This window comes from Coleofasciculus chthonoplastes PCC 7420, assembly GCF_000155555.1.
GTDB classification, from domain to species: Bacteria; Cyanobacteriota; Cyanobacteriia; order Cyanobacteriales; family Coleofasciculaceae; genus Coleofasciculus; species Coleofasciculus chthonoplastes_A.
Genome location: NZ_DS989870.1, coordinates 38,149 through 52,554 on the forward strand (window position 1 = coordinate 38,149; position 14,406 = coordinate 52,554).

General features: G+C 46.7%; 14 protein-coding genes. 9 read left to right on the forward strand and 5 right to left on the reverse strand.

All coding sequences use genetic code 11. The annotated features are described in order from the left end of the window. Nucleotides 1–76: 76 nt before the first annotated feature. From MC7420_RS29935 to MC7420_RS29945, 3 genes are all read right to left on the reverse strand, one after another. Nucleotides 77–448: a hypothetical protein gene (locus MC7420_RS29935; RefSeq protein WP_071777275.1), complete on the reverse strand. Its 372-nt coding sequence runs from the start codon at nucleotides 446–448 to the stop codon at nucleotides 77–79. Nucleotides 449–512: 64 nt separating this feature from the next. Then, nucleotides 513–917, reverse strand: a complete 405-nt coding sequence (locus tag MC7420_RS29940) for a ribosomal maturation YjgA family protein (protein ID WP_006105376.1) — start codon at nucleotides 915–917, stop codon at nucleotides 513–515. Nucleotides 918–939: 22 nt separating this feature from the next. Next, nucleotides 940–1,461, reverse strand: a complete 522-nt coding sequence (locus MC7420_RS29945) for a TM2 domain-containing protein (protein WP_044210592.1) — start codon at nucleotides 1,459–1,461, stop codon at nucleotides 940–942. A 691-nt stretch (nucleotides 1,462–2,152) separates the two neighbouring features. Between MC7420_RS29945 and MC7420_RS35860 the strand changes: the two genes are divergently transcribed. The 3 genes from MC7420_RS35860 to MC7420_RS29960 are packed head-to-tail and all read left to right on the forward strand — an operon-like array spanning nucleotide 2,153 to nucleotide 7,114. After that, nucleotides 2,153–5,263 carry a CHAT domain-containing protein gene (locus tag MC7420_RS35860; RefSeq protein WP_006105441.1) on the forward strand — a complete coding sequence of 1,037 codons (3,111 nt, stop codon included), beginning with the start codon at nucleotides 2,153–2,155 and terminating at the stop codon, nucleotides 5,261–5,263. Between the two features lie 32 nt (nucleotides 5,264–5,295). Beyond that, entirely contained in the window at nucleotides 5,296–5,649 is a 354-nt protein-coding gene (locus tag MC7420_RS29955) for a hypothetical protein (protein WP_006105476.1), read from the forward strand. Further along, complete coding sequence (locus tag MC7420_RS29960) at nucleotides 5,639–7,114, forward strand: hypothetical protein (protein ID WP_006105414.1); 1,476 nt, start codon at nucleotides 5,639–5,641, stop codon at nucleotides 7,112–7,114. The genes MC7420_RS29955 and MC7420_RS29960 overlap by 11 nt, the downstream gene beginning before the upstream one ends. 66 nt (nucleotides 7,115–7,180) lie before the next feature. Here the strand turns inward: MC7420_RS29960 and MC7420_RS29965 are convergent, their stop codons facing one another. Further along, nucleotides 7,181–7,909: a phosphatase PAP2 family protein gene (locus tag MC7420_RS29965; protein ID WP_006105469.1), complete on the reverse strand. Its 729-nt coding sequence runs from the start codon at nucleotides 7,907–7,909 to the stop codon at nucleotides 7,181–7,183. Nucleotides 7,910–8,539: 630 nt separating this feature from the next. Next, the gene (cutA, locus tag MC7420_RS29970; RefSeq protein WP_006105373.1) at nucleotides 8,540–8,881 is read right to left on the reverse strand and encodes a divalent-cation tolerance protein CutA; all 342 of its coding nucleotides are present in this window, start codon (nucleotides 8,879–8,881) and stop codon (nucleotides 8,540–8,542) included. Nucleotides 8,882–8,959: 78 nt separating this feature from the next. On the opposite strand from cutA, the gene MC7420_RS40700 reads away from it, so the two are divergent. The 6 genes from MC7420_RS40700 to MC7420_RS29995 all read left to right on the forward strand — a co-directional run bounded on the left by MC7420_RS40700 (nucleotide 8,960) and on the right by MC7420_RS29995 (nucleotide 14,161). Beyond that, a complete protein-coding gene (locus MC7420_RS40700; protein ID WP_157453390.1) occupies nucleotides 8,960–9,277 on the forward strand; it encodes a hypothetical protein in 318 nt (105 codons plus the stop codon). Nucleotides 9,278–9,376: 99 nt separating this feature from the next. Then, a complete protein-coding gene (locus MC7420_RS29975) occupies nucleotides 9,377–9,922 on the forward strand; it encodes an RNA 2'-phosphotransferase (protein ID WP_044210595.1) in 546 nt (181 codons plus the stop codon). A 37-nt stretch (nucleotides 9,923–9,959) separates the two neighbouring features. After that, nucleotides 9,960–11,165, forward strand: coding sequence for an AAA family ATPase (locus MC7420_RS29980; RefSeq protein WP_006105464.1), 1,206 nt, complete (start codon nucleotides 9,960–9,962; stop codon nucleotides 11,163–11,165). A 39-nt stretch (nucleotides 11,166–11,204) separates the two neighbouring features. Then, nucleotides 11,205–11,462, forward strand: a complete 258-nt coding sequence (locus MC7420_RS29985; protein WP_044210597.1) for a hypothetical protein — start codon at nucleotides 11,205–11,207, stop codon at nucleotides 11,460–11,462. 175 nt (nucleotides 11,463–11,637) lie between these two features. After that, nucleotides 11,638–12,579, forward strand: a complete 942-nt coding sequence (locus MC7420_RS29990) for a lysophospholipid acyltransferase family protein (RefSeq protein ID WP_006105451.1) — start codon at nucleotides 11,638–11,640, stop codon at nucleotides 12,577–12,579. A gap of 175 nt (nucleotides 12,580–12,754) precedes the next feature. Further along, on the forward strand, nucleotides 12,755–14,161 hold the full coding sequence (locus tag MC7420_RS29995) for an amidase (RefSeq protein WP_006105434.1): 1,407 nt from the start codon (nucleotides 12,755–12,757) through the stop codon (nucleotides 14,159–14,161). The last annotated feature ends 245 nt before the right edge of the window (nucleotides 14,162–14,406 follow it).

The window sequence follows — 14,406 nt, forward strand, 5'->3', positions numbered from 1 at the left end:
CTGGCAAGAGCTTAAGTTGACACCAATGGTGGGGGTGTAGAAACGCGCCATGGCGCGTCTGGGAACGAGAGCCGGACTATTCCCAGGCGTCGAGGTCTATGGCTTTTGAGCCGCCTCGTTCTAGCTGTCCTAAAAGTTTACCCAACTGATACCACACTAACCAACCAATGAATAGAGTTAGGGGTAGGGAAATGGTGTAAGCCAGGAATGTGGGAAAGCTAAAAATTTCTAGCCCAGCCGCCAAAAATACGCAAATTCCGGCGGAAATTCCTAGAAATGGGATGAATAATGGCAATCCTTGCATTTGAGCCAGACTGCGAGAGGAACGGTTTTTTGACCATTCCTGTACCTTTTGTTTCAGTGTGGCTTCAAACGCCGCACCACAGGTAATCCCAGCCAATAAACCCATCACTAACAATAAATAAGGCGGTTCGTGAAGATAATACACAAAGCACTCCCAGCATATAAGTCCGATACAGCCAGATTGTACCTTTAAGCGGTGACGTATTGAGTTATGATTTACTGTGGCGATGTGACTGACGTGAGTAGACCCAAGCCGATCGCATCCAGACCCAACCCAGAAAACTTCCGATAAAATAAGCGGGAAAATCTGACCAGGTAAAGGTATTCCCCAAGATAACCCGACCCAGTAACGTGGCTCGGATTGCCTGCAAAAATGGAGGTTGCCATAGTTGCAGAACCTCCAACAGACAAGTAACAATACAAACCCCTATTGCTGTCCACAGGGGTGACGCTTGGGGAAAGAAAAGCCCAACCAAGAGAATCCAGAAAATCTCATAAGCAAAGCTACCCAGTCGGTCATTCAGCCATTCCGGTGCAGGTGCGTAAAACCGTACTGCATACCCCAAAGGAGCAATCAGGATAATGCTGATGAGTAGGATAATGCGATATTTCAAAATAGGATAGTGGTCAACCTCCCTACACCCATCGCTTTAACTCAGGATTAGCACTCAACTCTAATTCTGGAAACGCATAAACGACAACGCCTGTATCGGGGTCATTGTCAATATTCACATAACCGGACTTGACCAAATCGTTCAACGTCGCTTCTATCTCCGCAAACCCTCGTCCCGTATCGACAACCCCCTGAGTCACGGACAATTTACCGCCTCTAGCTTCAGCCGCTTTTACTAATTGGACAACAAAGGAGTCCTGGTTTAAAGTCGCAGGAGCATGATAAGGCTGGACTAATGTGGGTGAACCAGAAACCGTTGCTTCTCCAGTGATGCGATCGCGCTTCCCATATTTGAGATAATGTTCTTCTACCATGCCGGGAATCAGAAACAGGTCAACGAATTGACCAACGCCAAATAATCCCCCCGTACAAAACCACAACAAACCTGTGCCAATCTTACCATTGTAGAAACGGTGCAATCCGGCAAATCCAAACAGAAAGCCGAACCACAACAAATAACTCCCCTCACGTCTATTTATATCCATTGCCAATCCTCCTCTTGGTTTGGTTTAGCTAAAGCGCTCTTTCCCGGTCACAGGCTGCATCGGCTTAAACTCCAGCGTGATTAACGTAAAGCCAGCCACTGTAAGTTGTCCTGTGGTTCTTTACACGCTTTCTTTCATTATCGCCAAACTTTGAGCGAAACGTTTTAAGAATTGAGAAATGTAGGGACGGGTTTCACTATATCGGGGTTGCGTGAACAAGTGTTGTGGTGAGGATAGGGAACACCTCGACCCTTCGACAGGATTTCGGCTGACCCTTTGCCGAAGGAATGCAGGCAAAAAATATTGTTATAGACGATGACCTAGTTTAATCAAATGTCCCGGACTGAAACTAGGTTCGTAGTAGGCACTTTAGTGCCATAAGCGACTATGTTGTCCCCTCAATCCCTGAGATTTAAGTTTTGCCACCGGGCGCATATCTAAAATAGGGGGTGTAGCAAAATCGGCGTCGGGGTGGGTTGAGTCCAATCTGGGTGCAACGGCAAAGATAGTCGTGAAACCCGCTCCTACCCAGTCATCCGCTATGCCATCGAGCGACGCGAAGGGTCAAAATTTAGACCAATTCTCTAGGCGGAACCTCTCTACCCGGTAAGGATTGACTCAGACAATTGCCCCAGTCGCGGCTAATGCGTCATCATAAGAAAATGGCATCAACTGGGGACTTGGCGACGGCATGGCAAAAGGCTTTGGACAATCAACCAGTAAGGGGAAAACGGGGCGTCAGTTCTTCGAGAGGCTGTGGGATGCATCTGAAGGGGGAAACCGGGAGCAGGTGTATCAACTGCTGGAGGAGAATCCTGACAAGCTGACGGATAACTTTGCTCAACTGGTGCGCGAAGATGCTGAGTTGAAGCTGAGGAGAGCGAACAAAAGACAGCGACGAAAGTTGGCACAAAAGCTTTGGAACTTTAGCGACTTTATTGACGAGTTTCCTAGGGGAAACAGAGCTAGTCATATCGAGATTGCGATCGCCTGTCGCCAAGTCTTAACTAAGTTTTTTCCCCGCCACGCCTTTCCAGTGCAGTGGGCGGCGCTCCAAAATAATCTGGGTAATTGCTATTGGAATCGGATACGGGGCGATCGCGCAGAAAACCTCAAGGTGGCGATATCCTACTATGAAGCGGCATTGCAAGTCCGCACCCGCAAGGCGTTTGCGGAAGATTGGGCAATGACCCAAATGAATCTGGGTGTTGCCTACCGACAAACCAAGCAGTTTGCCGAGGCGATCGCAACTTACCAAAAAGCCTTAGAAATTTGCACCCGCAAGGCGTTTCCTCAAAAGTGGGCAAATACCCAAATGAATCTGGGTGTTGCCTATACAGAAACCAAGCAGTTTGCTGAGGCGATCGCCGCTTACCAAAACGCCTTAGAAGTTTACACCCGCGAGGCGTTGCCAGAAACGTGGGCATTGACCCAAATCAATTTGGGTTGTCTTTACATAGAAGCTGGACAGAGTGAACAAGCGATTCCCTGTTTACAAGCTGCATTGAAAGTTTGGACTCGTGAGGCGTTTCCGGAAGATTGGGCATTGACTCAACACAATCTGGGTAATGCCTACAGCGACTTGGGACAAATTGACGCCGCAATTACCTATTTCCGCTCATCCCTAGAAATTTTCCAACCCGCCGCTTTTCCCATTAAATGCCTGAAAGCTGGACGAGATTTCGGTAATACTGCCTTTAATGCCCAGAAATGGCAAGAAGCGATTGAGGGTTATGCCGCCGCGATTGAAGCGGTAGAAATTAGCTGTAGTTGGGCAAGTACCAACCAACGACGGCAAGAAATCTTAGCCGAGGCGATGGATGTCTATACCCAAATTGTGCAAGCTTGCCTAAATAATCATCAACCCAAATTAGCCCTAGAATACGTCGAGCGCAGCAAAGCCCGCAACCTTGTCCAACTCTTTGCCGATGCGGAGAGTACCCTCCACCCCAAAGGCGATCAAGTTGACCGAAAGATTCGCCAGCAAATCGAAAGCCTGAAAGCCCAAATTACGGATAAACACAAACAACTGGATAATCTGGGGGAAGAGGCGGGATTGAAAGCCAACCCCATACAATTTAGATTCAGCGATGAACTCTGGGAGGAAGACGCCATTGACGAGACTGCCAACCCAACCCCCCAGCCTGCTTTAGATTCCCCTCCCGCCTCCCTTATAGATTCCCCTCCCGTCTCCCTTATAGATTCCCCTTCCGTCCCCCTTCAAAAGGGGGAAGCCAAAGGATGCTTCGCTTTTGGTTCCATGGGGGAAGCTTTTTCTTCACAGGAAAATTCAAAGCCTCTCTCCTCGCAGGAGAGAGGTTTGGAGAGAGGTTTAAAAACGTCCGCCACTGAGGGCAGCGAAAATAGTAACCCCAATCAAATTTATGCCCAGCGATTGCGCCAAGAGTTAGAGGAATTACAAGCAAAATTCGATCAGATTCTCGATCAAATCCTGGACGCTGATCCCGCCTACGCCCTCACCCAAGCGGTTCAACCCATCCGTTTTGCGGAGATTATGCACCTGTTAGACCAGAAAACCGCAATCATTGAGTGGTATATTACCGAAAAACGATTCTTTACCTTTGTCATCACCCACAACCAAGAACCCTACGTCTGGAAATCTCAACCCGACGACCTAACCCAGTTAAACCAATGGCAGCAGGACTATCTTAACGACTATCAACACGATAATCGTCAATGGTGCAATGATCTCTCCTCTCGCCTAAAAACACTCGCCCAGATTCTGCATCTCGACCACATTCTGACTCAATCTCCCCTTCCCAAAGACTGCCAGCAACTAATTCTGATTCCCCATCGCTACCTGCACCTATTCCCCCTCCATGCTTTGCCTGTTTTGTCCTCTTCAGTTGACAACCCACAGGATACAGGAAATACTACCGCCGTTCTCCTAGATCAATTCCCTGACGGTGTGCGCTATGCACCCAGTTGCCAACTCCTCCAACTTAGCCAAAAACGCTGTCATGAACCCCAGTTTTCCCAGACAACCGCATCGAAGCATCTATTTGCCATGCAAAACCCGACGGAAGACTTAAACTTCGCCGATGTGGAAGTAGAAGCGATTAGCAGATATTTCCACCCCGCCGATATCCTACCCAGTCAACGCGCCACCAAAGATGTCTGGACTCAAGCCACGACTCAAAACCAGTTACGCTTGGCGAATTTCATCCATTTTTCCGGTCACGGTTATTTTAACTTTGAATCACCCCTGCGTTCTGCCTTAGTATTATCGGGTGCGACTCTATCCGAAAAACTCGAAACCGATGAAAGTCGCTATATCCAATCACCCGACAAACATCAGATTGACCTAGAAAAATGCTTACTCCTCGAAGAGATTTTCGCCCTCGATTTACGTCCCTGTCGTCTCGTCACCCTCTCCGCCTGCGAAACCAGTTTAACTGACCCAAAAAGCCTCAGTGATGAATATATCAGCTTACCCAGTGGTTTCCTGGTGGCGGGAAGTCCCAGCATTGTTGGAAGTCAATGGACAGTCTGCGACGTGGCAACAGCATTTTTGATGATTAAATTTTACCGTAATCTGGTGGGGCAGAGTCAAAACCCCTCTGAACTATCGCCAACACCAATATCTGTCGCCAAAGCCCTGAAAACTGCCCAATCTTGGCTGCGCGATGTAACCAAGGAACAATTGCGAGACTGGTTAAAACCGCTCAATTTAAGCCCAGAACGCCAGCAAGAAGTAGAACGCGAATTAAAGTTATCATTGAACGAACGACCCTTTTCTCAGCCTGCGTATTGGGCTGCATTCTGTGCCATTGGACAATAGAAACCACTCGTTTATTTTAGGACAAGACTCTGATGAACTACGCCCAAATTATCGCCGGATTTCGCGAATTACTGGAAGAATCCAACAATTTTGACCGCCAAGCTTGGCAAGACTTACCCCAGTTAGCCCAAACTCTGGATCAATTCAGTGATGATGACTTTAACCCCGTTGCTGATGCGATTGTTGACTGGTGCGCCGCCCATCAGCCCTTGGGCGAAAATTTACGAATGGTAGCTGTGCGCTGGACACCGCAAAAAGCTAACCCGGCTGACGAAGAAGGAATTAAAAAGAATATCTCGGTGATCCGAGAAACCGTGAAACAGAAAGCCGCCAACCCGCAACCCCCCGCCCCCAATTCTAATCAGACGGTATCGAATGACGACTAAACTCTATGCCCCGAAAGTTTACCTGTTTGCGTTCCATCTTTTCAAGACACCGGATGTTGATGGCAATGTGTCGATCAAAGACCCGGACTTGTTGTGGGATAAATGTCATGAAATTTTTGCCAAATTCCATATCAAGGAACAACTAAACCTGCATCCGCCCCAACCTCATAATGATCGGTTTGATTTACTCGATGGTGCAAAAACAAATGATTTTTTCTTGCCAATTCACACCGAAATTTCCTATAAAAACGCCGATTTAAAACTAGAAGGCTTTGCCTATCCCCTACAACTCTATGATAGCTATGGCTTAGGATTAAATCTCGGCTGTCCCGATCCTCCCCTGAACAATGGTCAGAAAATACAGCCCGTCGATTCCTCAGTTTTAGAGGCGTTGAATCCTGATTATTGTTTTCTCCCCGATACCATCCAAAGTTATTTTGGACAAACGGTAATTATTACAGCTTTGCTAAGCGATAACCAAAAACGCCAGGGCGATAAATTCCTGGAAGAATTAGCGGATGAATGTATCCGAGAATTTGCTTATGACCCGCACAAACGCCCGGAACTTTACCGGAAAGGACAATTATTTGGTAGTCCTATTTTTGAATATGGTTTAATCACCACGCCTGATACCTACCGCCATATTTTAGTTTGGTTATTTTCTGACCCAGTAACGGATACTAAATTCCAAGAAGGCTACCAGTTATTACTTGATTTATTTTTCTACAGAAATAAAGTTATTACCGAATTTCGCCATAGCCGAGACACCTATACCGATGCATATCAAGCCTATAAACACATTCAACACCTGATTCGTCAGACCTTCAACCAACTCCCCCAAACCACCGATACGCTAGATGAAGAGAGTTTAAAATATCTCAAGGGTCAGTTGAAAGAAATGGCAAAGCAAACGGTCGAATATTCCGACTTGTTACGCGATTTAGAGTCTCGCCGGAACAGTATTGCGATTAATGCGGATAACTATAAAACTAAGCTGCAACTGATTCGCAATAAGTTTACATTAGACAAAGATAAAGATATCAGTTTCTTAGCCAGCTTTTATCGGGAAAATTGTCAAGTCTTTCAAGAACAGATTCAAGGCGACTTAGGTTATTTTGTCCCCGGTGCAAACTTACTCGAGAAAGCCATCTCCTCAATTCGGGGTATTGTTGAAATCGATCAAGCCCAACGCGATCGCATCCGGGAAGACCAAGATAAAACCCGCGAACAAGAAGAAAAAGACCGCGATTATCGCCTAGAACGAACCATCCAAGTTTTGGGTATTGGGTTAGGGACAGGCGGACTGGTGGCGTCCAGTTTTAATCATATTGACAAGCCCCTCTTACCGCCCTTTTCAACTAACAAACCTCACCCTGTTATTTCCACATTCTTCTGGAGTGTTTTAGCCGCCCTACTCGCTGGCTTAGCGACGTGGTGGATTACCAAAAAGAAAACAAAGACGTGATCAATTAGTGATGACAGAATATTAAGCTGAAGCTTTCCAGACGCGCCATGGCGCGTCTCTACATGGTTAAGACGTTTCTGTAGCTGCTTCCTCCTCTTTCTCCAGTCGTCGCTGACTCCGATGGGGTCTAATCACCAAACAGACGCCAACCGCCCAAGCAATGGATGCCATCCAACCTGCAATAATATCACTGGGGTAGTGAACCCCTAAATACATCCGCGTCCAACTAATCGCGATCGCAAACACGAGACCTCCAATCACCGTCACCCAACGCCAACGGGTATTCCAGGTCAAAATAATTAATACCATCGCAAACGTTACGCTTCCCATCGCGTGTCCACTGGGAAACGCAAAATCCGATTCTGGCGCAGGGGATTCCCACAAACTCGGACGTACTCGCTGGAAAGTTAACTTAGCAGCACGATTAATTAGAAGACTACCTAAAAAGGTTATCAGCGCATAGGTGAGGAATCGCCACTGGCGTCGGAATGCCAATAGCAGTACTATCGCCACAGATACAGGAAACACCCCCCAATATGCACCCAAGTTCGTCAGGGTTATCACAAACCCATCGAGTTGAGGGGAAGTTGTTGAGTGAATCGCTAATAAAATTGGCACATCCCAGGGAAAACCCCCTTCCTTTTCCCAAATTTCTTCGGCTAATTCTCCGAAGATTTGCAGGGGGATATAGACACCCAGAAATAATAGAACCAGAGAACGCCAATGTCTGGTTAATAATTTGACCAGAAATTTCCAGAAGGATTGGATACGCTTTGAGAGTTCATAAGTAGACATTAAACAGAACGAAATGTGACGGTGTACAACTTTAAAAAATGGCGACTTCCTCAAAAGTCTGATTATCCCGCATCTGAGGACAAAGGACATAAATTATTTATCCCTCATCCCTATACATACATTGAAAAATAGGTCAGGGCGGGTTTTGATTCAATGTTATCATCGATGGCGAAACAAAAGTCCCTAAACCCGCCCCTACAACTGGGCGGGTTTTGATTCAACGTTATCATCGATGGCGAAACAAAAGTCCCTAAATTCGCCCCTACAACTGGGCGGGTTTTGATTCAATGTTATCATCGATGGCGAAACGAAAGTCCCTAAATTCGCCCCTACAACTGGACGGGTTTTGATTCAATGTTATCATCAATGGCGAAATGAAAGTCCCTAAACCCGCCCCTACAACTGGACGTATTTTGATTCAACGTTATCATCAATGGCGAAACGAAAGTCCCTAAATCCGCCCCTACAACTGGACGTATTTTGATTCAATGTTATCATCAATGGCGAAACGAAAGTCCCTAAATCCGCCCCTACAACTGGGCGGGTTTTGATTCAACGTTATCATCAACGGCGAAACGAAAGTCCCTAAACCCGCCCCTACCAATTATGGACTATTCCCGAAGCAAAAGGTCACAATTTTTTCACAGATACATTCTCCGAAATCCACTGTAAATAAGCCTCAGATCCAGCAATGATCGGCAAACCAATAATTTCAGGAACGTCGTAACTATGCAACTCCTGAATTTTGGCAGCTAACTGGTCAAATTGAGATAAATCTGTTTTTATCACTAATTGCCACTCTTGGTCACGATTCACCTTTCCATCCCAGGTATAAATCGATTGTACAGGCGTAATACTGACACAAGCTGCCATTCGCGCTTCCACTAAGGATGAAGCGATCGCGTCGGCTTCTTCAGGAGATGTTGCCGTTACTAAGACTACACCATAGCTAGAGGTTGATGTCTTTTCCATAGAACCCTTCCTGTGTTCCTACGCCTGGTTCATTGTATCAACTCACCCGAAAAAAACATATAGTTACACGAGATGATCGTGCGATCGCGGAGTATCTATATCAGAAGTAGGAATAGTACCTCCTGGATAACTCATCCTTTAGCAGGTGGCGTTAATTCCACGTTTTCTGCTAACGAAACAGGCGTTCCTCATTTCCTCTTCTCTCTGACTAAGGGAATTCTCAAAAGCATTATGCTGTTGGCAAAAGCCTGTAACCTCAGAAAACGCCAAACCTCTTACCGCTACGGTTTAAGCGGCGCGAGAATGGATTCAATTGCGACAGAAGAGTTAACAGGTAGACAATTTTTAGTAATTGTAGTATTGTATAATACAAATAACCATAGTCCTCACCCCTGAGTGTGAACCCATTGATCTGACTCAGACTCAAGCCAACGTTATCCAACCATTGTTTAGGGTTAGCGAAACCCTTCTTAAAAGCTATTGATTCAATCAACCATGAACTCTACCCGTCTGGTTAAAATTAGTAAATATCTGAGTAAACATCTGCGGCATCAACCCGAACGGATTGGGTTAACCTTAGAACCAGGGGGCTGGGTCAACGTTGATCAACTGCTATCCGCCTGTAAACACTATTCCTTTCCCCTTACTCTCAATGAACTTAAAGAAGTCGTTGCCAAAAATGATAAACAACGCTTTTCCTTTGATGGGACAGAAACACGGATTCGCGCCAATCAAGGGCATAGTGTCACGGTTGATTTACAGTTAGAACCAACCCTTCCACCAGAGGTACTCTACCACGGTACAGGTCACAAAACTGTTGAATTGATTCGGCGTCAAGGCTTATGCAAAATGTCACGGCATCACGTCCACTTATCCCAGGATATTGCCACCGCCAAAAAAGTAGGACAGCGTCATGGTCGTCCCGTCATTTTTGCCATTGATGCTAAAGCCATGTCCGAGAACGGTCATACATTCTACTGTTCCGAAAATGGCGTGTGGTTAGTGGATTCTGTTCCCCCTAACTATCTACAACAACTCTAATTCACCAAGAGTCTCAAACGCAGCAGGAAAAATAGCGATGACTTCAGAAAAAGTTTGGCATCAAGACAATCCTCATCAGAACAATCGGCAAGCGAAAGGACTATTAGGCTTGGGCTGGCGTCCTTTATCCCGGCAGTTTGCTTGGGATTTTGTTTGGCATTTGCTGCAAAATGATACATCAGAGTTATTGCAAAAGGGTCTAGATTTTACCAGTGATGTCGCTGATGCATTAGGGCGAAATCACTATAATATATTCGCCAATGTTTTGAGCTTATTTTCCGAAAACATGCGTTATGAGTGGGATGAGTTCTGGGAGTATATTACCCCTGACCCACCAACGCCTAATCATTGCCAGCGGGAGACGATATTTGTCAATACACCCGTCACCCAAACGGTTACCCGTGAGAGTATTCCAATTGAGTATGTCCTGAATCGACTACAAGAAGTCACTTTATTTAAAGTGTTGGATATTCTCGGCAGTCCCGATTTAATTACTCAAGATTATATGGATCGCCGCTTTTATTATCCTCTAGAAAAGTTCGCTAATTGGCAACGCTTAGACGTGTTTGGTACAGTCTATGGATACTGGTCGAATCCAGAGATTTGGTTACAAATTACTAACCAGGGTCAAGGACGGCGCTGCTACAGTTTAATGGCGGATGAGATTCGCCCTTTAGTAAATAAAGCCACGTATAATGTCGCTGTGATGCTGAGTGGCTATCAAAGTCGAGTGGGACAGGTTCACAGTCAGTTTCAGATTAGAGACTTTCCCAGTGATATTCAACGGTTTACGGATACCGTTCAGCAGTCAATTCTGGATCAAAACCAGTTAGCGATTGTGGTGCATGGTGAACCGGGAACCGGGAAAACGGTATGGACACAAGCGCTGGCAAAAGAAGTTCTTGTACCGTTAGGGTATACGATTTTTATTCTGGATCATGATGCGGTAGAAAATTTTGTACCGCCGAGTTATTTGGAACGAGTTGCGCTAATTATTAACGAAGCGGATAACCTAGCCAAAAATCGAGCTAGTGAAGTGGCGCAATGGAATAATAAAACGGAGCATATTCTCAGTTTGCTAGATGGAACGTTGTATCAGAGTGTGATTGATGACACCGGGATTAAAGCGCAGCAAAAATTAGTGGTTTTAATGACTTGTAATACCACAGAACGATTCGATCCGGCGATGTTACGTAAAGGGCGAGTGGATTTGACCTACGAGTTTATGCATCGATTTGTTTAAGACTGAGTAGATTTGACGATAAGCTGTCATGCATTTAAATTGGGTATTAGTAGCGAGCAAGATGCTCAATCTAGCGAGCAAGATGCTCAATTTAGCGAGCAAGATGCTCAATTTAGCGAGCAAGATGCTCAATTTAGCGAGCAAGATGCTCAATTTAGCGAGCAAGATGCTCGCACTACGGCAAGGATTTCGCCATTATTGACATTAAGGTTTAAATGCCGAGCAGTTTATAATAACCTGAAAAAACTGGTATATAATGGTATGCCAGTTTTTGAATTGTCTATACTACCGTTGTGACTTGAACTGTTGCGACTCCAAGCCATTCAGGATGGTGTAATCAAAGCAACGAAGTGGAGATGGTGACAAAGGAAAAACTGGGCTATTGCATGTCCTATCGAGGACAGACGTTATCAAAGATGAATGATGAAGTCTATTCCGGCTACCTCGGTGTTCCCTGTTTCCCTAATTGCCTATGAGTTCCTCCGTAGAGAATCAGCAAACCCAACAAACCCCACCGCCACCCCTGACACCTGCAATGATTCAACGGGTGAAAGAAGGATTAAGTGCAGCCCGCGATCGCAGAGTGCGTAATGCTGTCGAAAATGCTAGAAATAATCTGGACGCGATCGCGAATGGGGAGTCAGATCAGCGAGTCAGGGGAAAAGTAAGGCGTTTCATTCTGCGATCGTTCATTCATCTGCTGTTCCCCGTGCGAATCGAAAACCCGGAACATATCCCCACTCAACCTGCATTACTCGCCGCCAACCATCTCAATCACATTGATCCATTATTGATTCTCGCCGAAGTCCCCGGACATCCCTACTACTATACTCCGGCTGATGCTCGTACTCTCTATAACCATTGGTGGAAACGCCGGATTTTGGGTTGGGCTGGGGGTGTCATTCCCCTAGAACGGCGCTGGAAAGAAGAAAAAGCGGTTATTGAAGCCGCCCAAGCAGGGCGTGAAGATTTAGCCGACTTAGCCGCCGCCATTGAAGAGGATGTACCCAGCAACGCCGGATTAGGTACGATGCGACAGCTAGAACGGGCAGTAAAAGCAATTTTTGCCCGTGGGGATGGCGTTTTAATCTTTCCAGAGGGGAGACTGGGTGAGGTTGAAGGTGAATTACAATTACCCTTAGCGCGAGGTGGGATTATGTATGCGTTGCGGGCGGGCGTACCCATTGTACCCCTAGCCTTGATTGGCACTCATGACCTTTATTTTCGCAAGCGATTAACCCTGCGATTTGGCGAACCTTTGCACTTTCCTCAATCCAAACGCCCCAAACCGAAGGAAGTCCAAAAGGCGATGGAAACGTTAGAAGAGGGGCTGATTAAACTATTACCCAATAACTATCAAGAACCCAACCAACCTAAACCTCTGCGTCATTGGCTCAATTGCCTATTGTTATAGGGTTTCACGACTATCGTTTGAAATGGTGCGTTACGCTTTGCTAACGCACCCTACACCCGCTAAACCCCCCCCATCTTCTGCGTTTGAGGGAGTGTTCATGTTACGCTTTGCTAACGCACCCTACACCCGCTAAACCTACCTCGACAGACAGCAAGCAGTCTTCAACAAATGACAAATGACTAACACTGATTTAGCCTTCACACCTGCCTTAGAACAAGCGCAATTAATTCGCCAAGGTCAAGTATCTCCCTTAGAATTAGTTGAACTGTATTTAGCCCGCATTCAACAGTTTAATCCTCAATTAGGCAGTTATTTTAGTGTCGCCACTGATATGGCGCTAGCGGATGCCAAAGCCAAGACTGAACAGTTGACGCAGGTAAGAGATAGTGCCGAACTGCCCCCTTTTTTTGGCGTACCCATTGCTATAAAAGACCTCACCGCTGTCCAGGGATTGCCTTGTAGCTACGGCACACCCATTCTCAAAGATAAAATAGCGCCCTACGATGATGGCGTCGTCGCCCGGATTAAACAAGCCGGATTCGTCATTTTAGGCAAAACAGCTACCTCAGAAGTGGGTTCTCTTCCCTACACAGAACCCCCAGGATTTCCTCCCGCCCGTAATCCCTGGAATTTAGAATACACCCCAGGCGGATCAAGTGGGGGGTCTGCTGCGGCTGTCGCTGCTGGATTATGCCCGATCGCCCAAGGTTCTGATGGGGGCGGTTCAGTGCGTGGACCTGCCTCCTGCTGCGGCGTGGTGGGGATTAAACCTGCACGGGGTCGAGTATCCTTTGCCCCGGTAGGCGATCGCCAAAATGGAATTGCAACGAATGGTTCTATAGCCCGCACGGTTGCGGATGCGGCGGCGTTGCTGGATGTAATGTCAGGCTATATTCCCGGTGATCCCTATTGGTTACCGGAACCAGAGGTATCGTTTCTGGAAGCTACTCGTCAACCGCTAGGTCAATTGCGAATTGCTTTTTCTACAGCAATACCCCCTCTAGGGGATGCCGCAGAGGTTTGTCAGCAGGCGGTGCATGAAACGGCGCGACGCTTGGAAGAGATGGGACATCAGGTGGAACCGGGTTGTCCCGATTTTAGGGCTTTAATTGAACCTTTTCAAAAGGTGTGGCAAGCCGGGGTAACGGCGACAGGGATTCCCGTGGCGGCGTTAAGTCCGATGAATCAATGGATTGCTGCCCAATCGGGTTCGGCTGGGGAGTATTTGCAAGCCGTTGCCCAGATGCAGATTATATCGCGACAGATTGTCGGATTTTTTGAGAATTTTCAGGTGCTGGTACTTCCGGTGTATATGCACCCAACGATTCGGGTGGGGGAATGGGCGGATTTGAGTCCAGAGGAAACGTTGCACAATATTATTCGTTGGATTGCGCCTTGTCCTCCATTTAATGCCAGTGGATTACCCGCGATCGCACTTCCGACGGGATTTGATTCAAAGGGTTTACCTGTAGGAGTTCAGCTTGTAGGACGCCCTGCGGCTGAAGCTACGCTGATTGCCTTGGCGACTCGGTTAGAAGCAACAAATCCGGGGATTCACCAGCGTCCAGCGTTGGTGGCGTAAAGAATTATAAACCTTGCAATCCCCATACTATCGTTTTTCCAATGTAGGGGCGGGTTTAGGGACAAAATTAATGAAGCCACCAATCATCTTTCTACGAAACCCGCCCTGCCCCAGCCTTTCACCCCGACATTTTTGATAGGCGATCGCGGTTGGGAATTCAGGGGGTTTTGTTGTTCCGTTATCGGTGAGATAGGGCGGGTTTTGTTGTTCCGTTATTGGTGAGATAGGGCGGGTTTTGTTGTTCC

What these genes read in the sequence shown, in the direction of transcription:
- MC7420_RS29975 (WP_044210595.1), top strand. Translation starts at nt 9,377, where the DNA reads ATGAACTCTACCCGTCTGGTTAAAATTAGTAAATATCTGAGTAAACAT.
- MC7420_RS29995 (WP_006105434.1), top strand. Translation starts at nt 12,755, where the DNA reads ATGACTAACACTGATTTAGCCTTCACACCTGCCTTAGAACAAGCGCAA.
- MC7420_RS29960 (WP_006105414.1), top strand. Translation starts at nt 5,639, where the DNA reads ATGACGACTAAACTCTATGCCCCGAAAGTTTACCTGTTTGCGTTCCAT.
- MC7420_RS29955 (WP_006105476.1), top strand. Translation starts at nt 5,296, where the DNA reads ATGAACTACGCCCAAATTATCGCCGGATTTCGCGAATTACTGGAAGAA.
- MC7420_RS35860 (WP_006105441.1), top strand. Translation starts at nt 2,153, where the DNA reads ATGGCAAAAGGCTTTGGACAATCAACCAGTAAGGGGAAAACGGGGCGT.
- MC7420_RS29980 (WP_006105464.1), top strand. Translation starts at nt 9,960, where the DNA reads ATGACTTCAGAAAAAGTTTGGCATCAAGACAATCCTCATCAGAACAAT.
- cutA (WP_006105373.1), bottom strand. Translation starts at nt 8,881, where the DNA reads ATGGAAAAGACATCAACCTCTAGCTATGGTGTAGTCTTAGTAACGGCA.
- MC7420_RS29965 (WP_006105469.1), bottom strand. Translation starts at nt 7,909, where the DNA reads ATGTCTACTTATGAACTCTCAAAGCGTATCCAATCCTTCTGGAAATTT.
- MC7420_RS29990 (WP_006105451.1), top strand. Translation starts at nt 11,638, where the DNA reads ATGAGTTCCTCCGTAGAGAATCAGCAAACCCAACAAACCCCACCGCCA.
- MC7420_RS29945 (WP_044210592.1), bottom strand. Translation starts at nt 1,461, where the DNA reads ATGGATATAAATAGACGTGAGGGGAGTTATTTGTTGTGGTTCGGCTTT.